Genomic DNA, 18,775 nt, shown 5'->3' on the forward strand with positions numbered 1-18,775 from the left:
AAGAAATGCAGGAGTGGCGGAATTGGCAGACGCGCAGGCTTCAGGTGCCTGTGGTAGCAATATCGTGTGGGTTCAAGTCCCATCTCCTGCATCTTTTTTGTTTTACAGGATTTTATAAGAGAAGTGAAAGCATATCTTTAACCAATATCAGGAATGTCTATTCTCTCTAAAATGCAGTTCTGCATGAAAGATATAAATATTCCTGATATTTACTTAATGATATGCTTTTTTATTTTGCTTCCAGCATAGGCATTTCCTGACCTCTTAATAAAATTCTCGGACCGCCTGTATGCTCAATATATTCTTTTGTAATAATCACTTCTCCGATGCTGTCATCCTTTGGAATTTCATACATAATATCCAGCATATATTCTTCCAAAATAGCACGAAGAGCTCTGGCTCCTGTATGTTTCTCCAGCGCCATATCGGCAATGGCTTCCAGTGCACCATCTTCAAATTCCAATTTTACTTCATCTAACGCCAAAAGCTTCTGGTATTGTTTTAAAATCGCATTTTTCGGCTCTTTTAAAATTTCCACCAGCATATCTCTGTTTAATCCCGTTAAAGTGAAAATAATCGGAAGACGTCCTAAAAATTCCGGTATCATACCGAATTTTTTAATATCATCCACGGTCACTTTTTCCAGCAGAGTGTTGTCATGGTCGTATTTATCTTTTAAATCAGCCTGAAAACCAATGGATGCGGTTTTATTCAGACGTTCTTTGATAATTTCTTCCAAATCAGGGAAAGCGCCTCCGCAGATGAATAAAATATTCTTTGTATTCACTGTTGTAAGAGGAACCATAGCGTTTTTACTGTTTGCTCCCACAGGAACTTCAATTTCACTTCCCTCCAGAAGTTTTAACATTCCCTGCTGTACAGCCTCGCCGCTTACGTCTCTCTGATTTGTATTCTTTTTCTTGGCAATTTTATCAATTTCATCAATAAAGATAATGCCGTGTTCTGCTCTTTCCACATCATTATCTGCCGCTGCCAAAAGTTTGCTTACCACACTTTCAATATCATCGCCGATATAACCTGCTTCTGTCAAAGAAGTTGCGTCTGTAATGGCAAGAGGCACATCCAAAAGTCTTGCCAGAGTTTTTACAAGATATGTTTTTCCGCTTCCTGTCGGTCCAATCATCAGCATATTGGATTTCTCGATTTCAACATCATCGTTCACATCCGCAAAAACACGTTTATAATGGTTGTAAACAGCTACGGACATTACTTTTTTTGCCTTTTCCTGTCCAATCACATACTCATCCAGACTCGCCTTGATTTTATGAGGCGCCGGAATACTCTTTATGTCAAAAACCTTTGGAGCTACCTTTTCTTTTGGCGCTTCCTGTTTTTTCTTTACCTTTTGTCTGTTTGGAATTTGATTTTGCAGAGAACTTAAATCAATCATACTGATATTCGGCATATTACGCATCAGCTCATCATAATTGATATTGCTGTTATTCATGGTATCAAAGCTTCTTTGCATACAATCTGTACAAATATGAATATCATTTGGAAGATCAATCATCTTCCCTGCTTTGCTTTCCGGTCTTCTGCACATAAAACAGATTTTTTCATATTGATCCTTATTTTCTTTCTCATCTGTTTCCTCAGATGGGTTATTTGTCTTTAAATATTCTTTATCATCTGACATATCTCTTTCCTGCTTTCTTTCTGTTTTCCTCAGCTTAAACCACTTGTGGGTATCTTATCACAAATTAGATTTTGCCACAAGTAAACTTTTTATAAAAGAAAAAAAAGGAAGCTGTGCATAAAGCCAGCTTCCTAACCTCTATAACTAACGATTTCCTAAAATCGGATTTCCTGATGTAGATGGTGCATCCTTTTTTGCACCTAATTCCACAGTAATTGTTTCTTCTTTGTATTCTCCTCCATTTGCTCTTGAAATTACAAAGTCAATTTCTTCTCCTGCTTCATAGTACTGAAGCTGCTCAATCAAACCGTCGTTGGTGCTGACGCTTGTTCCGTCAATCTTACGGATAATATCACCCGGCTGAATTCCTGCTTCTGCTGCCGGTCCATCTTCTACTACACTGTCTACAAAGACACCTGTTGGCATATTGTACATCTGAGAAGCTTCTGAAGTTACGTTTTTACAAGCAATTCCAAGATAAGCAGCTTTGTTTTCATCTTCTACTTTACTTCTTGTTTTCTTACTCATAAGATTGTCTAAAATCGGCTCGGCTCTGGAAATTGGTATTGCAAAGCCCATACCTTCTACTTCATTGGAAGCAATTTTAGAGGAGTTAATTCCAACCAGCTCACCTTTCATATTCAAAAGAGCGCCGCCGCTGTTTCCTGGGTTAATGGCTGCATCTGTCTGAATAAAGGTACTGTCAATATTGTCAGAGCTTACTCTTTTATTTAATGCACTGACATAACCGCTTGTTACTGACTGTCCGTATCCTAACGCATTACCAATCGCAACAACCTGCTCACCAATAATCATGTCATCTGAATTACCAATCGTAGCCACTTTAATTTCACTTAACACATCTTCTGGAATATCCGCTATTTTTACTGCAATTACAGCTAAATCATTGTCTGCATCTGTACCTTTAATCTGTGCAGCCACCGCTGTACCTGTTCCTAAATCTGTGCTGTTTTCGCCGCTTGCCGCAGTATCTTCCAGATTACTCTCTCCTGTAGATGCCACTGTACCATCCTGGTTTGTAAAACATACGGTAATAGACTCTGTATCCTGTACTACGTGATTGTTGGTAGCAATCAGCAGTTCTTCATCATTTTGTCCTACAATAATTCCGGAACCACTGCTTGGAACTGTCTGTGACTGTATTCCAAATCCAAAATAATTAGGAATTTCCTGTACACTCATTCCTGTAATAGATACAATAGATGGCATGGCATTTTTGGCAACATCCGCCACTGTACTTCCTGTAGATGCTGTATTGCTGACAGTATCACTGTCCACTGTCTGCCCTCCTGTGACCGGTGTGCTGTCAATTTGGACTTTTTCCGGTGCTAAAACTTCATTTCCAACATAATTAACGCCTAAAAACACACCTCCTGCAACTAACCCAAAAACAGCTGCTACCGCTGCACTCATTCCCAGCTTTTTTGCAAAGCCGGAAGATTGTTTTGACTTTTTAGGTTGCTGTGGTTGATTTGGTACAGAAAACTGATATGGCTGATATTCATTCTGCTCTTCCTGTTTGCTTTCTTCCTGTTTACTTTCTTCCCTTCTTGGTTCTTCCATTTTCATAGCGCTGCTATCTGTTTCTTCCTTTTTATAAGAACGAGCATAACATGGGTTCTCCGGTGTAGGAGTTTCTCCCGGTTCTTTTTGCGCTTCCTTCTGCGCTTCATTTTGAATTTCATTTAAAGTTTCATTCTCTGGTTCCTGATTTGTATTATTATATTCATCACTCATAGCTTTTACTTCCTTTCGTGAATTTCATTTCCCTTTTACGAGTTTTAGTCTATCAATTAATTGTGTTCAAATTGTGATAAAAAAGAAAATAAAAAGTGAAAAACCGCCTTTTCCTTTTTATTTTTTATTTCAAGAAATCCCTGTATATGCTATACTGTATATGATTAGAAAGAAGGAGGGATTTCACTTGCGTTATAAAAAACAAATACAAAAACTATTACTGTCAGTCTTTTCCTTGCTGTTATGTCTTTTATCACCTTTATCTGTCAGTGCTCAGGATTTCCCCTCCGGATGGCCTTCTGCTCCTGAGATTTCCAGTGCATCCGGTGTCCTTATGGAAGCAGCCTCCGGGCAGGTGCTTTTTGATAAATCTATGAATGAAATCCGTTATCCGGCAAGTACTACAAAGGTAATGACCACTCTCATTATACTGGAAAATATCGCAGATTTAAACAGGAATATTACTTTTACAGATATTATTCTTCCTGATTTAGCCCCAGGTAATTCCACCATCAATGCACAGGTAGGTGAGACTCTCACCGTAGAGCAATGCCTGTACGCGATTATGTTAGCTTCAGCCAATGAAGTGTGCACACAGATGGCTGTGGAAGTTGCCGGCTCCGTAGAAAACTTTACAGCTATGATGAATGCCAAGGCTGCTGAACTCGGTTGTTCCAACACTCATTTTATCAACGCCAATGGACTTCCTGATCCAAATCACTATACAACAGCCTATGACCTTGCTCTTATCCTTCGAGAAGCTGTAAAAAATGAAGCTTTCTGCAAAATTGCCGGAGCTGCTAAATATACAATTCCACCTACTAATAAAACATCCACTCCCAGAAATATGGAAAATCATAATGAACTTCTTGTTGATGGAGAATATCACTATGATGGCGCCATTGCAGGTAAAACCGGTCATACGGAAGCCGCCAGAAACACTTTAGTAACTGCTGCTTCCAGAGAAGACATGACTTTGATCTGTGTAGTTCTTCGTTCTGAAAACGCAGAGCGTTTTACAGATACAAGAACACTTTTTGACTACGGATTTGACAATTTTCATATCCAGCCCCTTTACTGGATGGACAAAGAAACTCCTGTTGGAAATGTGATACTTCCAAAGGCTGTTACAGCAGATGCTCTCTCTGTTTCAGACAGTGATGAAAACAATCAGCGTACCCGCACCTGGTCTTATCATGGCACAGCATTATATCAGACTTCTGTACAGCTTCCTCTTTCCGTGGAAACGCAGATTACCTCAGATATGTCCATGTTCCGGACAGGTACAATAAAAACGGTTTTCCCCTCTCCACTGATTTTGCCCATCATCCTTACTCTGACTGTTTTATTTGCAGTCATTATGCTTGTACTGATTGTGAAATATCACATTAGAAAGCAAAACCGCAAAAAGAAAAAATAAAAGTATGAGGCTGTCTCATTAAGCATAAATTCAAAATATTTATACACTTAATGAAATAGCCTCACATTTTTTGTCCATAATAGAATTTTACAACATTTCTAAAACTCTCTCTACTATAAATACAACGGTACAGGCTGACAAAGCTACTGTAATCAAACTCTTCTTTTTTAACCCCATAAGCACCGCTGCTATAAAACCACAAAATGCTGCGATAGGTGAGGTTGCTGCATAAAGAACTGCCGGAAACGTCATTGCAGTCAGACAGGCATAAGGAATGTAATATAAAAAAGAACGTACATAAACATTGCTAATCTTCTTTTGCACCAGTGTAAGGGGCAGCATTCGAATAAGATAAGTTACACCTGCCATGACAAAAATATATACATATATCATTCCTGTTCCTCCTTTATCGGAAATAAAGCTGCGCCTAAACCGGCTGAAATTACAGTACAAATAATCATTGAAAAGCCTGAGGATATTTTCTTTCCTATGGGAAGATAATAAAGTGCTGTGCTCATACAAAGTGCTGTAAGAACCACTATTTTCACCTCTCTATGTTCGGCTGCCACAGGAACCACAATGGCAATGAACATTCCATACAAAGCAACACCCAAAGCACTGATAATCTCTGCCGGAAGAATAGAACCTGCAGCCGCTCCTGCCAAAGTTCCTCCTACCCATCCCAAAACAGGAAGAAAAATCAGACCGTACATATAACGCGCGCCTATATTCCCCGGTTTGGAACTTGCAACTGCAAAAATTTCATCTGTCACTCCATAAGAAATAGCCAGTCTTTCTCTGACTTTCACATTATCATCCAGTTTCTGTGATAAAGAAAGGGACATCAAACTATATCTTATGTTAATAACAAGCTGTGTCAATGCCATTTCCAAAAAAGATGACTGGGCAATAATTACATTAATTCCGGCAAATTGTCCTGCTGAAGTTAAATTCAGAAGGGAAATCAGCACTGCATGAAATATCGAAATTCCACTTTTTACTGCTAACATTCCAAAAGTAAAACTCACTGAAAAATATCCGATTGCTATAGGAATTCCATCCTTTATCCCTTGTTGTATCTTATTGTGTATCATTTTCTTTTCCTTCTTTCTCTATAGAAAAGGGCCATCGCACTACCGTATCATGCGACAGCCCATCTTGCTATTCTCCTAAACCGCTCTCAATTACGTCTATCAGCGTTCTTAATGCAATTTCTTCATCTTCCCCATCACAAATTAATTCAATTTCTGTTCCTGATTTTATGCATGCGCCTAAAACACTTAGTACACTTTTTGCATTTGCAGTTCCTCCACAAAAATTAAATGTAATTAGTGATTTAAACTGCATCGCTTCTTTACAGAGAATTCCTGCCGGTCTTAAATGAAGACCGGTAGGATTTTTTATTACTACTTTCTTACTAACCATACAACCCTTTCACTTCCTGCCCATTCTTTACTTCTCAGCTCCCGGAACCAATTTCACTTTTACTTTAATATCCTCTACCAATTCATATCCACTTGGCAAGGTAACCGTTACCGGTACCTCATACTCACCTTCTCCGTATCCGTTCAAATCAATCTGTACCTGTATATCCGCTGTACTCAGACTGTCTAAATCCTGTTCTTTTGCCTTTGCACGGATTGTAATCTGCTCATCCTGAAATACCAAATCCAAATCCTCTGCTTTATTGTCCGCCTTAATCTGTGTAACGGAAACTTCATAATCTCGACTGTTATACGGAAGAATTTTTACTGTGGCAATCACAGAACTGTTCACATCCCTTACCAGTTTTAAATCTTCCGGAAGCAATTCATTCAAATCAATGTTTTCCTCAAAGTCTCCTGTCTTATCCGTAACATCAATATACTTCCCCGGAATTTCCAGAGTATTACCTTCCTGCTCCAGCTTCTTTAAAGCCTCCTCAGTTCCTGCCACACTAACCGTATCCGGTACTAGATTGATGCTGTCTACCTCGTAGCCATGCTTTGGTTCTCCTGAATATTCAGCTTTTATCTTCACATTCTGTTTTACCTTCCAGAACTGCGCCTGTATTCGGATGGTATTATCACTGATTTCTTTTATATTCAGATATTCTAACTGTTTTGCTGATAATTCATCCAGATTTTTATCGTATATCTTTAATTGGGATTTTATTTCTATATTACTTTCTTTTCTTCCTGTCACATCGACCAATGCTACCACTTTATCAATTCTATCAATAATTGACTCCGGTCCGGAAATCGTTACCTTCTCAGGATTTGCTTTTAAGTTTCCGATTTCATAATCTTTATCCGGCTGTGTATCTCCGGTACTGACTGCAATGGTTTTTTCTACACTTTTCTGCTTTTCAATGTTCACCTGTATATTTCTCGGTCTTACTGTAATATCGGAGTCCGATATACCTGTGCAGGTAACCTCCACAGGCACCATAATCGGTGTAGTGTCTTTAGAAATAATCTGCGTCATATCCGCAACAGCAGTAATATCTTCCTTCTCAAGCTTATTTACCACAGAGCGAGCGCCTTTAATCCGTACCTTCACCGTATCTTTTCCATCCACCAATAATGGGATTTCCAAATTTTCTGCAAGATACGATGCATTTTCAATCGTCACCGGTATTTCATAAAAAGTTCTTACAATAATCGGATCATCTACATTTCGAACCAACAGCCAAATCAAAATCGCAATAATCAATGAAAGGATTTTCAGGGTAAATTTGTTAATCATGTTTTTTTTCATTCTTCACCAGTCCCTTCCAAAGCTTCAGTTTTGATTTGTGTTTCTGTTTTTCCTGATTATTTTTATTCTGTTCTTCTACCAGAATATCTTTCAGTTCTTCTTTTGTCAGACCAACCTGAAGTTTACCGTTTCTCGCTGCGGATACTCTTCCTGTTTCCTCTGACACAATAATCGTCAGAGAGTCGCTGACCTCACTAATTCCCACACCTGCACGATGTCTTGTACCCAGATTTTTATTCAGACTCAAATTGTCTGAAAGCGGAAGATAACAGGTAGCCGCAATAATTCTGTCTCCCCTTACAATTACTGCTCCGTCATGAAGAGGCGTATTATGCTCAAAGATATTAATCAACAGTTGGCTGCTGATTAAAGAGTCCAAGCCAATGCCCGTTCTGATAAATTCGTTGAGAACGGTCTCCTCCTCTATTACAATCAACGCTCCCGTTTTTACCTCTGCCATCTCAAAGGTAGCACGCACAATTTCATTTACAGTTCTGTCACTGTATCTTCCCTCGTTTTCATTTTTATTACTGTCAAAGGGAATAATACTGCTTACAATTTTCTTATGTCCTAATTCTTCCAGTGCTTTTCTAAGTTCAGGCTGAAAGATAATCAGAACAGCCGTGATTGCATATCCTCCCGCATTATAAACCAACCATAAAATGGTATTCATCTGAAGAAAATATGCTATAAAAATGAACAGTACCACAATCAGAATACCTTTTAAAAGAGAATACGCTCTGGTATTTCTTATCCATAGCATAAACTGGTAAACAAAGACCGCGATCAAAAGTATCTCAACAATATCCATCCACTGTACTTTGTCAAAGGATGAAACTGATCCCAGATTACTTTCCAGAAAATCAAAAAACCTGCTCATTTTTTTCACCTCCCCTTTATCTTACTTCCTAATCCCTTATTTTAAAATTTCCTGTTTTCTTTTACAAATCTTTTAATGACTCTTCCAGTTGTTTTTCAAAATCAAAATTTTCCTCATTTACTCTCTCTACAGGAGTTGCTTCTTCCTGCTCCAAAGTTTCTTGTTTCTCAAAATCAGATGATATTTTCTTAATACTTTTTTCCTTCTGTGCCACAATAGACTTTGGAACAGCTTTTACATAATACACATATTCATCGTCTTCAAACTGTGTATGTTCACTTCTGGAATAATCTACTCCTAATACTGCGAATTCAATAACAAGACCAATCAGCACAGAAAATACTGCTGCTAACACCACTCCTAAAATATTCACATCCACACTTAGGAACATACCGCCTAAAACCATAATTACTATGTAAGTAACAGCCCCTGCTGCATTTGCCACTCTCCATGAGTAGTCAAAAGAACATCTGGAAATCAGATAAACCATCATCAAAACAATTATAAATGCTACAATGGTAATCCACATTTCCTGATTTTTCATAAGTCCGTCTAACAGAAGCTGAAGCTTCTGGATCATTTCTGTTTCTTTTCCTTGCAAAACAGCGCTTTTTTCCTTTACTACCTGCATAAAAGAATACAAAACAACACCACAGCACGCCGGTACCGCACAGGAAGGACCTCTTAAAAGTCCACTTCCAATAGGTACTGCCACCGGTATTTTAAAGGTAAATGCTACCGGTGTTAAAACAAGTGCCAAATTATCCTGTGATGTAAATCTTAAAAACAGTATCACCAGCAACAGGATGAGCAGCCCTGCAAACCCTGCCACCTCAAGTCCAATAGCATAACAGTGTGCAATAATCATAGCACAACCGATGATTGTCATGGCATTAATAGGAAGTACCGCACAAATAATCGCTAAAATTAAGACTACAAAAATATTATCCAGCATTTTCATAAATCCTAAACTGGTATTAATTCCCTGAAACAGAAAAAATGCCAATAAAAATTTCAAAAGGGAAAGCAGCAACACATCATGTTCGCTATAAAAACTCTTTATTCTTTGCTTTAATTCTAATAAGGCTGTCATGATTATTTTCTCCTTCCTGTCATTTTTCCATTTCTTTTTTCTTCTCTGTCATACATCTTTTTCATTTGATTTAATCCTTTATAATATTCTTGTATTCCTTTTTGAGCTTTGGAATATTTCACAGAACAATATATATAAGTCAAAATACTATATCCCACAAGCATAACTAAATATGCACCAACAATTTTTATAATAAGCAGCCCCAAATTCATTCGATGGATATTTTCCATAAGATATTCACTATTATACCCAAAATAAAACAGCAACAGCATACCATAAGCAATTGTGGTCAAAAAAAAGTTCTTAATCAGTGCCAATCCTATATAATCACTGCGATAGTAATTGCTAATCGCTAAATGGCGCTTTCCTTCTCCTGACTCATATAGGGCCAATTTATGCATTTTTTTTATTTTCTGATTATTTAGCATAAAATACCTCTTTTCCTGTTTTTTCTTCAAAAACTTATAATCATACATATTGCATTATAGCATACTCAAAGGAAGCTAATCAAGACTTTTCAACTATCTGCGCCTATGGCAATAGTAAGAAAAAAGATTTTTCCTGCTCCTGCTGTTTTTAACTCTTTTGCCGCTTCTTCTATGGTACTTCCTGTTGTATATATATCATCTATCAAAAGTATATTTTCCCCATTTAATTTTTTTTGCACAACAAATGCGTTTTTCATATTTTTCTTTCTTTCCTGATGGTTTAATTCTTTTTGAGGCTTTGTATTCTTCTGTCTTTTTAAAATTTTTTTCTCTACAGAAATATCCAGTTTTTTTCCAAATGCCTGTGCAATAATCTCCGCTTGATTATAGCCTCGTTTTTCCAATCTTCGAGGATGCAATGGTATAGGAATAACCATGTCTATTTCCCAATTTTTTATTTTGTCTCTGGAATAATATGCGGCGAGTTCGCCATAGAAGGTACCATACTCCTGACGTTTTCCGTACTTTAATTGAAATAAAGAATTTTGAAGAAGGGTACTGTAGGGAAATATCCCCAGTCCCTGTTGAAATTGACGTATTTTCCCGCAGTCTTTACAATATTCCTGCTCTGCCCTTTCCAATGGTTTTGAACAGCAAAAACATCTGGGGCCCTGAATTGGTCTTAACTTTTCTTTACACGTATCACAAATTTTCTTCCCCCGAGGCACTGTAATCTCGTGACAGACAGGACAGTGCCTTGGATATAAAATATCTAAAAATAAATTTCTGCTCAATGGCTCTCCTTTATTCTCAAATCAAGTGTCGTATACCTGCTTTGCTCCATCTTATTATTTTCCATTTCTGCAAAAACTTTTTCATCGCCCACCAAAGTAACACATTTTCTGGCTCTGGTAACTGCCGTATATAAAAGATTTCGGTTCATCAGCATTTTAGGTCCTGCTAAAAGAGGAATGATTACTGCCGGATATTCGCTTCCCTGTGCTTTATGAATAGTAATTGCATAAGCAAGCTCTAATTCTTCCAACTGTTTAAAACTATATTCTACAAACCTGCGTTCATCAAATTCCACAGTAATCGTTTCTGCAAAAGTATTGATTTCCTTTATAATTCCCGTATCTCCGTTAAAAACACCTACACCTTTTTCCACAGGAATTCCATAAAGTCCACGAATTTCCCACTCTAACTGATAATTATTCTTAATCTGCATGACTTTATCTCCTTCTCTAAAAAGGCCTCTGCCATGCTCTTTTTCTTTTTTTTCCTTTGCCGGTGGATTAAGATACTGCTGAAGGATAACATTTAATCTCTCCACTCCCAGAAGTCCTTTTCTCATAGGTGTCAGTACCTGTATATCATATGGTTCTGCATCTACAAACTTAGGCATTTTCTTTTGGATTAAAGTGATCATAACGCTGATAATCACATTTGCATCATATCGCTTCAAAAAAAAGAAATCCATACTTTTATTATCCAGACTTACCGGCACGCCCTGATTAATTTTATGGGCATTTACAACAATATCACTTTGCGATGCCTGACGGAAAATTTTTACCAGCTCCACAACCGGAAATTCACCTGAAGCAATAATATCTTTCAAAACACTTCCCGGACCTACACTGGGAAGCTGATTTACATCACCTACTAAAATCAGTCTTGTTCCTGCTACTACTGCTGACAGAAGCGCATGCATAAGAAAAATGTCTACCATAGACATTTCATCAATAATAATCACATCTGCCTCTAGCGGGTTTTGAGCATTTCTTTCAAAATGAATGCTTCCTGATTTTTCTTCCGGCGCTCCGGTAAGCTCTAACATTCTATGTATCGTCTTCGCTTCATATCCGGTAGCCTCTGTCATACGTTTCGCTGCTCTTCCTGTAGGCGCTGCAAGGTAAATATCCAATCCTTCCATTTCAAAATACCGGATAATACCATTAATTGTCGTAGTTTTTCCTGTTCCCGGTCCTCCGGTAATCACCAACAGTCCGTTTTTCACAGCTTCCACAATTGCCTGCTGCTGCATCTCATCCAATTCAATTTTTTCTGCTTTTTGAATTCTTCGAATTTTTTGTGCAATTACATCTTCATCTACAGTGTCTTTTAAATTCAGTTCATGAAGCATCTGAGCCGTATGCAATTCAATCTGATAGTATTGACTGGCATAGACAATCTTTTCTTTCTCACTTCGGATTTCATCTGTGATTTCCTTTATGACAATTTTGCGGTCAATAGCCAAATCCACAAGATGTTTTTCCATATACTCTGCCTGAACCCCCAGAAGCTTCTCTGCTCTTGTCAGCAAAACTCTTTGGGGCAGGTATACATGTCCCTCTGCCGTTGCTAAAAGCAATATGTATAAAATTCCACTTCGGATGCGGTAATCGGAGTCTGTATGAATACCAATGCGTGCTGCAATTTCATCTGCAATTTTAAATCCCACACCGGAAATATCCTCTGCCATTTTATATGGATTTTCTTTTAAAATCCGGTACATATCCTGCTTATACTGTTGATAAATTTTAGCTCCTAAAGTTTGAGAAATTCCGTACTGCTGCAGAAACATCATGGCTTTTCTCATATCTGCCTTTTCCTCTACCTGTTCTGCAATTTCCCGCGCCATGCGCTCACTAATTCCTTTGACCTCTGCCAGACGTTCCGGTTCATTCTCAATAATCCGCAAGGTATCATCACCGAAATGACGCACAATCCTCGCAGCCAGCGCAGCTCCGATACCTCGAATTGCTCCTGAGCCCAAATATCGCTCCATTGCCAGAGAGTCCTGTGGAATTACAATTTCATAAGAAGATACAGAAAATTGCTGTCCATAAGAAGGATGTTCCTTGTATACTCCTTTGGCCCTTATTGCCTCACCTTCATTTAAGTATTGAAAAATCCCCACACAGGTAATCTCTGTTTCTTCCACAACAAGATTTGCCACTGTATATCCATTTTCCTGATTTCGATATATAATATGTTCTACATATCCTTCAATCGTTTCTTCCACATTTCTTCCTCTCTGTATCTCTATAATTTTCCGTTCATTTTGCTCATCATTTCCATGTACTGGCCTGTACCTATAGCCACCACCTGTGCCGGATTATCTGCTACGATAGTATTAATCCCTGTTTCTTCTTCAATCAGTTCTTCCAGTCCTCCCAGCAAAGCGCCGCCTCCGGTAAGTACAATTCCTCTTTCTGCCACATCTGCTGCCAGTTCCGGCGGTGTTTTCTCCAACACACTGTGAATTGTCTCCATAATCTGCGTTGTGGCATCCCGTAAAGCCTCTTTGATTTCTTCTGAAGTCAGCGTAACACTCTTCGGTAATCCTGTAATGGTATCACGCCCTTTAACTTCCATGCTCTTCGGCTGAGGAGAAGAATATACGGTTCCTATCTGTATTTTAATATCTTCTGCTGTTCTCTCTCCAATCATCAGATTATGCTTTTTTCGCACATGCCGCATAATTGCGTCATCAAAATCATCGCCTGCCAGCTTAATAGAAGTAGATACTACTGTACCGCCCAGTGAAATCACTGCAACATCTGTAGTTCCGCCTCCAATATCTACAATCATGTTTCCAAAAGGTATTGTAATGTCAATCCCCGCACCAATAGCCGCTGCAATAGGTTCCTCTATAATATGCACTTCTCTGGCGCCTGCCTGATAAGTAGCTTCTTCTACTGCTTTTTTCTCCACCTCTGTAATCCCACTTGGAGCACATATACTAATACGCGGTTTTCGAAATGCCCGCTTTCCGATTGCCTTGGAAATAAAATATTTCAGCATTTTTTCTGTAACCTCGTAGTCAGATATAACTCCCTGTCTTAAAGGGCGAACTGCCACAATATTTCCCGGTGTACGTCCTATCATCTGGCGGGCTTCCTCGCCCACTGCCCGTATTTTATTATTATCTTTATCATACGCAACTACTGACGGTTCTTTTAAAACAATACCCTTACCCTTTGCATAAACAAGGATACTGGCTGTTCCCAAATCAATTCCAATATCTGATGCTGCCATTTATTTACCCCTTTCCTAAGACTTTTCGCCTTGGCTCTACTTCATTATATACAACTTCCCCTTTATTGAAAAGGGGCAATCATCTCAAATATTTTGACACATATTGACCTGTATAAGATGCAGGATTTGCTGCAATTTCCTCAGGAGTTCCTTTGGCAACCACAGTTCCTCCCTTATCTCCGCCTTCCGGTCCTATATCAATAATATAATCTGCTGTTTTAATTACATCTAAATTATGCTCAATTACTACAACAGTATTTCCGCCTTCAGAAAGTCTTTGAAGAATTTCAATCAATTTATGCACATCTGCAAAATGCAGACCTGTTGTAGGTTCATCTAAAATATAAATTGTCTTTCCTGTACTTCTCTTACTAAGTTCTGTGGCAAGTTTAATTCTCTGTGCTTCTCCTCCTGAAAGCTCAGTGGAAGGCTGCCCCAGACGAATATAAGACAGTCCAACATCATACAAAGTCTGAATTTTTCTCTTAATAGACGGAACGTGGTCAAAGAAAGCCAACGCTTCCTCTACTGTCATATTCAGTACATCATAAATGCTCTTACCTTTGTATTTCACTTCCAGTGTTTCTCTGTTATATCGTTTTCCCTGACACACTTCACAAGGTACATATACGTCCGGTAAAAAATGCATCTCAATTTTCAAAATACCGTCACCGCTGCAGGCTTCACATCTTCCGCCCTTAACGTTAAAACTAAATCTGCCCTTTTTATACCCTCTTGCTTTTGCATCTGCCGTAGCCGCAAAAAGGTCTCGGATTTGATCAAACACGCCGGTATAAGTGGCTGGATTGGAACGAGGCGTCCTTCCAATCGGTGACTGGTCAATATCAATCACCTTGTCTAATTGCTCTACCCCCTCAATGCACTTGTGCTTTCCCGGAATTGTTCTTGCACGATTTAACTTTCTCGCCAGACTCTTATATAAAATTTCATTGACAAGAGAACTCTTTCCTGAACCGGAAACACCTGTTACACAAGTCATCACTCCCAGCGGAATTTTTACGTCGATGTTCTTTAAATTATTTTCTGCTGCTTTTCGAATTGTAAGAAATCCTGTTGGTTTTCTTCTGACTTCGGGCACAGGAATTTTAATTTTACCGCTTAAATACTGCCCTGTAATAGAATTTGGATTTTGCATAATTTCTTCTGCCGTTCCGATTGCCACCAGCTGACCGCCATGTTCTCCCGCTCCCGGACCAATATCCACTACACAATCTGCTGCACGCATGGTATCTTCATCATGCTCCACCACAATCAAAGTGTTTCCCAGATCACGCAAATGTTTCAATGTTCCTAAAAGCTTGTCATTATCTCTTTGATGAAGTCCAATACTTGGTTCATCTAAAATATATGCCACACCAACCAGACCGGAACCAATTTGTGTTGCCAGTCGAATACGCTGCGCTTCTCCGCCTGAAAGAGTTCCTGTTGCTCTTGACAATGTAAGATAATCCAGACCTACATTTACCAAAAATCCCACTCTCGCCTTAATTTCTTTTAAAACCTGTTCCCCTATAATCTGCTGGGTTTCTGTAAGTTTTAGATTTTCTAAAAAATCATAGAGACTGCTGATTGCCATAGAAGTAACTTCATAAATATTTTTATCTCCCACTGTGACAGCCAGAGCTTCCGGCTTCAGCCTTTGCCCTTTACAGGAAGGACATGGAGTAATACGCATAAAAGACTCATATTCCTGCTTCATAGTTTCTGAACCGGTTTCTCTGTAACGGCGTTCTACATTCTTTACAATTCCTTCAAAAGCTACATCATAAACACCTTCTCCCCGCTGCCCTTTATAATACACTTTCACTTCTTTTCCATTTGTTCCGTGAATTAAAACATCCTGCACCTCCTGAGAATACTCCTCAAAAGGCGTATCTAAATCAAAGTGATATTCCTTTGCCAATGCATCTAAAATTGCTCTGGTGAAGCTTCCCTTATCTGCACAGGACTGCCATCCCATTACAGTAATTGCTCCCTGAGAAATACTGAGACTCTTATCCGGTATCATTAAGTCTACATCAAATTCCATACGATATCCCAGTCCAAAGCAGGAAGGACAGGCGCCAAAGGGATTATTAAAGGAAAAGCTTCTGGGTTCAATTTCATCAATGCTAATTCCACAGTCCGGACAAGCAAAACTCTGACTGAAATTCACATAATTTCCATCCATGGTATCTACCACCAGTTTTCCCTCTGCCAGATTAAGCACCGTTTCAATAGAGTCTGTCAGTCGTTTTTCAATTCCCGGTTTTACAATTAAACGGTCTACAATAATTTCTATATTATGTTTGATATTTTTATCCAGCTTAATTTCTTCATTTAATTCATATAAATTACCGTCTACCAGCACACGCACATAACCGCTTTTTCTTGCCTGTTCAAACAATTTTGCATGAGTTCCTTTACGTCCTCTCACCACCGGAGCTAAAAGCTGTATTTTCGTTCTCTCCGGCATTCCCATAATATGGTCTACCATCTGGTCAACAGTCTGCTTCTTAATCTCTCTGCCGCATTTCGGACAGTGAGGAATACCGACTCTTGCATATAACAAACGAAAATAATCATAAATCTCTGTCACAGTTCCCACTGTAGAACGCGGATTTCGATTAGTAGATTTCTGATCTATGGAAATTGCAGGCGAAAGCCCTTCTATGCTCTCTACATCCGGTTTTTCCATCTGTCCCAAAAATTGGCGGGCATAGGAAGATAAAGACTCCATATATCTTCTCTGACCTTCTGCATAAATTGTATCAAACGCCAGAGAACTCTTTCCCGAACCACTGAGTCCTGTAAGCACGACCATTTCATTTCTGGGGATATCCACATCAAGATTTTTCAGATTATTTTCATTTGCACCGCGTATCTTTATAAATTGTCTTGCCTGCATTTTTATTGCCATATTTTTTCCTCTCTTCTGTATCTCACTCAGTATCTATTTTCCATTGTTTCCTGATTTTCTTATATCATACCACATCGCCTTTCCCATTTGCAAACATTTGTTCTTTTTTCTTATCTCAAATAAACGCAGAAAACTGCCGGCACTTTAAACGCCGACAGCTTCTTTCTCTTTCGTATCATTCTTTCCGCATGATGAACAAATATACTGCATAATATCTCGTCTGGTAATAATCCCTATAAAATTCTTCTGATCATCTACCACAGGAACAAAATTCTGTTTCATTGCCTTATCCAGCAAATCTTCCATATCAGAATCTACACGTATAGGTTTATAATCCATTCTTCTCTCAAAAGAAGTAATTGGAACCTCCTCTGCTCTTTTTAAGTTTAAATCAGCTCTGTTTTTTAATCCCCACAGCAAATCACCTTCTGTAATAGTACCCGTATACTTTCCCCGTTCATTAATAATCGGAATACACGAGTATTTATGGTATTCCATTTTTTCCAATACTTGTCTAAGACTGTATGTATCGTAAATATATGCAACATCTGCCTTGGGGGTAAGAAAAAATAATATGTTCATACAAATCCTCCCCTGTATTTCTGCTCTTATTCTGACACAAAAAAATCCAGAAATCCAGAACAAAAGAATTAAACTTTCTTAAAATTTAATAAACTCACTTACTTATCGAATAAGAATTCTGATAACACTGCATTACTTAAAAGAACTCCCTCTTCCGAAAGAGAAATCCAGTCTTTATGTTCCACCAGCATCCCATTTTCCAGACATTTATGTAAGGCTTTTTCATAAACCATATCAATATCTCTTCCAAATATTCGTCTGAATTCTTTTTTTGAGATACCACGAGTTTTTCTGAGTCCCAAAAACATAAATTCTTCCATTTGACGTGGTTCCTCTAAAAACTGCACATCTTCTCTCATTGTTTTCGGCTGACTGCATCGTTCCAGGTAAACTTTCATATCTTTCGTATTACTCATACGGATATTTCTAACCATAGATGCCGCACCTAATCCCAATCCCAGATAATCTCCGCGTTCCCAGTATTTCAAATTATGTCTGGACTCCTTTCCTGACTTGGCATAGTTGGAAATCTCATACTGCTCATATCCTGCTTCTTTTAAAAATTTGCCTGTCCAAAGATAGATTTCTCTGCTTGTCTCCTCATCAGGCAACAGCTCCGGATGTTCTGCATATTTTTCATAAAAAGGCGTACCCTCTTCAATAATAAGCTGATAAACAGAAATATGCTCCGGTTTCTGTGCCGCTGCTGTTTCCAATTCTTCCTTCCACTCCTGCAGAGTCTGTCCCGGTATGGAAGAAATCAAATCCAGACTGATATTATCAAATCCCACTTTTCTTGCCAGTTCATAGCTATCCACGAAGTCCTGATAAGTATGAATTCTGCCTAAAAGTCTGAGTTTATCGTCCTTTACTGACTGCAGCCCCATACTCAAACGATTAATTTTATTTTCCTTATAGCACTGCAGTTTTTCTTCATCCACTGTTCCCGGATTTACTTCTATGGTAATTTCCGGTCGTTTCTCCAGTTCAAATACTTCATAAACTTTCTGAAGAATACGCTCCATCTGCTTTGGTAAAAGAACAGACGGTGTACCTCCCCCAATAAATACCGTTGATACACGGTATCCTTTTGCAAACTCTTTATAGCTTTCAATCTCCGAAAGCAATGCATTTACATATTGCTCCCGTTCTTCCTCTCCTGCACTCCAGGAAAGGAAATCACAATATTCACATTTTTTCACACAAAATGGAATATGAATATAAAGTCCCAAATCTTTCTTCATAGCAATACCTTCC

At 38.6% G+C, this 18,775-nt stretch carries 16 protein-coding genes and 1 tRNA gene; 2 read left to right on the forward strand and 15 right to left on the reverse strand.

Annotated features, from left to right (window positions below):
* The first annotated feature begins 7 nt into the window (after positions 1–7).
* A tRNA-Leu gene (locus BQ7352_RS02180) sits at positions 8–91 on the forward strand.
* A 138-nt stretch (positions 92–229) separates the two neighbouring features.
* Here BQ7352_RS02180 and clpX read toward each other — a convergent pair.
* Together clpX and BQ7352_RS02190 are read right to left on the reverse strand one after the other, a co-directional pair.
* The gene (gene clpX / locus BQ7352_RS02185) at positions 230–1,657 is read right to left on the reverse strand and encodes an ATP-dependent Clp protease ATP-binding subunit ClpX (protein ID WP_072446597.1); all 1,428 of its coding nucleotides are present in this window, start codon (positions 1,655–1,657) and stop codon (positions 230–232) included.
* Between the two features lie 144 nt (positions 1,658–1,801).
* Complete coding sequence (locus BQ7352_RS02190; RefSeq protein ID WP_072446599.1) at positions 1,802–3,415, reverse strand: S1C family serine protease; 1,614 nt, start codon at positions 3,413–3,415, stop codon at positions 1,802–1,804.
* 187 nt (positions 3,416–3,602) lie between these two features.
* On the opposite strand from BQ7352_RS02190, the gene BQ7352_RS02195 reads away from it, so the two are divergent.
* Positions 3,603–4,835, forward strand: a complete 1,233-nt coding sequence (locus BQ7352_RS02195; protein WP_242948498.1) for a D-alanyl-D-alanine carboxypeptidase family protein — start codon at positions 3,603–3,605, stop codon at positions 4,833–4,835.
* Between the two features lie 87 nt (positions 4,836–4,922).
* Here BQ7352_RS02195 and BQ7352_RS02200 read toward each other — a convergent pair whose 3' ends face one another.
* The 13 genes from BQ7352_RS02200 to hemW all read right to left on the reverse strand — a co-directional run bounded on the left by BQ7352_RS02200 (position 4,923) and on the right by hemW (position 18,762).
* On the reverse strand, positions 4,923–5,228 hold the full coding sequence (locus tag BQ7352_RS02200; protein ID WP_072446603.1) for an AzlD domain-containing protein: 306 nt from the start codon (positions 5,226–5,228) through the stop codon (positions 4,923–4,925).
* Entirely contained in the window at positions 5,225–5,929 is a 705-nt protein-coding gene (locus BQ7352_RS02205; protein ID WP_072446605.1) for an AzlC family ABC transporter permease, read from the reverse strand. Before BQ7352_RS02205 ends, BQ7352_RS02200 begins: the two co-directional genes overlap by 4 nt.
* 67 nt (positions 5,930–5,996) lie before the next feature.
* Positions 5,997–6,260 carry an HPr family phosphocarrier protein gene (locus tag BQ7352_RS02210; protein WP_072446607.1) on the reverse strand — a complete coding sequence of 88 codons (264 nt, stop codon included), beginning with the start codon at positions 6,258–6,260 and terminating at the stop codon, positions 5,997–5,999.
* 27 nt (positions 6,261–6,287) lie between these two features.
* Positions 6,288–7,574 (reverse strand): CdaR family protein, encoded by a 1,287-nt coding sequence (locus BQ7352_RS02215; RefSeq protein ID WP_072446609.1) that lies wholly within the window; start codon positions 7,572–7,574, stop codon positions 6,288–6,290.
* Positions 7,555–8,454 (reverse strand): diadenylate cyclase CdaA, encoded by a 900-nt coding sequence (gene cdaA, locus BQ7352_RS02220; protein ID WP_072446611.1) that lies wholly within the window; start codon positions 8,452–8,454, stop codon positions 7,555–7,557. The genes BQ7352_RS02215 and cdaA overlap by 20 nt, the downstream gene beginning before the upstream one ends.
* A gap of 61 nt (positions 8,455–8,515) precedes the next feature.
* Complete coding sequence (locus BQ7352_RS02225; RefSeq protein WP_072446613.1) at positions 8,516–9,547, reverse strand: hypothetical protein; 1,032 nt, start codon at positions 9,545–9,547, stop codon at positions 8,516–8,518.
* Positions 9,548–9,549: 2 nt separating this feature from the next.
* A complete protein-coding gene (locus tag BQ7352_RS02230; protein WP_072446615.1) occupies positions 9,550–9,975 on the reverse strand; it encodes a hypothetical protein in 426 nt (141 codons plus the stop codon).
* 89 nt (positions 9,976–10,064) lie between these two features.
* On the reverse strand, positions 10,065–10,769 hold the full coding sequence (locus BQ7352_RS02235) for a ComF family protein (protein ID WP_072446617.1): 705 nt from the start codon (positions 10,767–10,769) through the stop codon (positions 10,065–10,067).
* Positions 10,766–13,000 carry an SF1B family DNA helicase RecD2 gene (recD2, locus tag BQ7352_RS02240; protein WP_072446619.1) on the reverse strand — a complete coding sequence of 745 codons (2,235 nt, stop codon included), beginning with the start codon at positions 12,998–13,000 and terminating at the stop codon, positions 10,766–10,768. The genes BQ7352_RS02235 and recD2 overlap by 4 nt, the downstream gene beginning before the upstream one ends.
* 20 nt (positions 13,001–13,020) lie before the next feature.
* Positions 13,021–14,016 carry a rod shape-determining protein gene (locus BQ7352_RS02245; RefSeq protein ID WP_003023273.1) on the reverse strand — a complete coding sequence of 332 codons (996 nt, stop codon included), beginning with the start codon at positions 14,014–14,016 and terminating at the stop codon, positions 13,021–13,023.
* A 79-nt stretch (positions 14,017–14,095) separates the two neighbouring features.
* Positions 14,096–16,936 (reverse strand): excinuclease ABC subunit UvrA, encoded by a 2,841-nt coding sequence (gene uvrA / locus BQ7352_RS02250; RefSeq protein WP_072446621.1) that lies wholly within the window; start codon positions 16,934–16,936, stop codon positions 14,096–14,098.
* A gap of 144 nt (positions 16,937–17,080) precedes the next feature.
* Positions 17,081–17,518 carry a CBS domain-containing protein gene (locus BQ7352_RS02255; RefSeq protein ID WP_072446623.1) on the reverse strand — a complete coding sequence of 146 codons (438 nt, stop codon included), beginning with the start codon at positions 17,516–17,518 and terminating at the stop codon, positions 17,081–17,083.
* Positions 17,519–17,616: 98 nt separating this feature from the next.
* Positions 17,617–18,762 (reverse strand): radical SAM family heme chaperone HemW, encoded by a 1,146-nt coding sequence (hemW, locus tag BQ7352_RS02260; RefSeq protein WP_072446625.1) that lies wholly within the window; start codon positions 18,760–18,762, stop codon positions 17,617–17,619.
* Between the last annotated feature and the right edge of the window lie 13 nt (positions 18,763–18,775).

Origin of the sequence: Blautia sp. Marseille-P3201T (genome assembly GCF_900120295.1) — a bacterium.
Lineage (GTDB): Bacteria > Bacillota > Clostridia > Lachnospirales > Lachnospiraceae > Blautia.

What these genes read in the sequence shown, in the direction of transcription:
- clpX (WP_072446597.1), bottom strand. Translation starts at nt 1,657, where the DNA reads ATGTCAGATGATAAAGAATATTTAAAGACAAATAACCCATCTGAGGAA.
- BQ7352_RS02190 (WP_072446599.1), bottom strand. Translation starts at nt 3,415, where the DNA reads ATGAGTGATGAATATAATAATACAAATCAGGAACCAGAGAATGAAACT.
- BQ7352_RS02200 (WP_072446603.1), bottom strand. Translation starts at nt 5,228, where the DNA reads ATGATATATGTATATATTTTTGTCATGGCAGGTGTAACTTATCTTATT.
- BQ7352_RS02205 (WP_072446605.1), bottom strand. Translation starts at nt 5,929, where the DNA reads ATGATACACAATAAGATACAACAAGGGATAAAGGATGGAATTCCTATA.
- BQ7352_RS02210 (WP_072446607.1), bottom strand. Translation starts at nt 6,260, where the DNA reads ATGGTTAGTAAGAAAGTAGTAATAAAAAATCCTACCGGTCTTCATTTA.
- BQ7352_RS02215 (WP_072446609.1), bottom strand. Translation starts at nt 7,574, where the DNA reads ATGAAAAAAAACATGATTAACAAATTTACCCTGAAAATCCTTTCATTG.
- cdaA (WP_072446611.1), bottom strand. Translation starts at nt 8,454, where the DNA reads ATGAGCAGGTTTTTTGATTTTCTGGAAAGTAATCTGGGATCAGTTTCA.
- BQ7352_RS02225 (WP_072446613.1), bottom strand. Translation starts at nt 9,547, where the DNA reads ATGACAGCCTTATTAGAATTAAAGCAAAGAATAAAGAGTTTTTATAGC.
- BQ7352_RS02230 (WP_072446615.1), bottom strand. Translation starts at nt 9,975, where the DNA reads ATGCTAAATAATCAGAAAATAAAAAAAATGCATAAATTGGCCCTATAT.
- BQ7352_RS02245 (WP_003023273.1), bottom strand. Translation starts at nt 14,016, where the DNA reads ATGGCAGCATCAGATATTGGAATTGATTTGGGAACAGCCAGTATCCTT.
- uvrA (WP_072446621.1), bottom strand. Translation starts at nt 16,936, where the DNA reads ATGGCAATAAAAATGCAGGCAAGACAATTTATAAAGATACGCGGTGCA.
- BQ7352_RS02255 (WP_072446623.1), bottom strand. Translation starts at nt 17,518, where the DNA reads ATGAACATATTATTTTTTCTTACCCCCAAGGCAGATGTTGCATATATT.
- hemW (WP_072446625.1), bottom strand. Translation starts at nt 18,762, where the DNA reads ATGAAGAAAGATTTGGGACTTTATATTCATATTCCATTTTGTGTGAAA.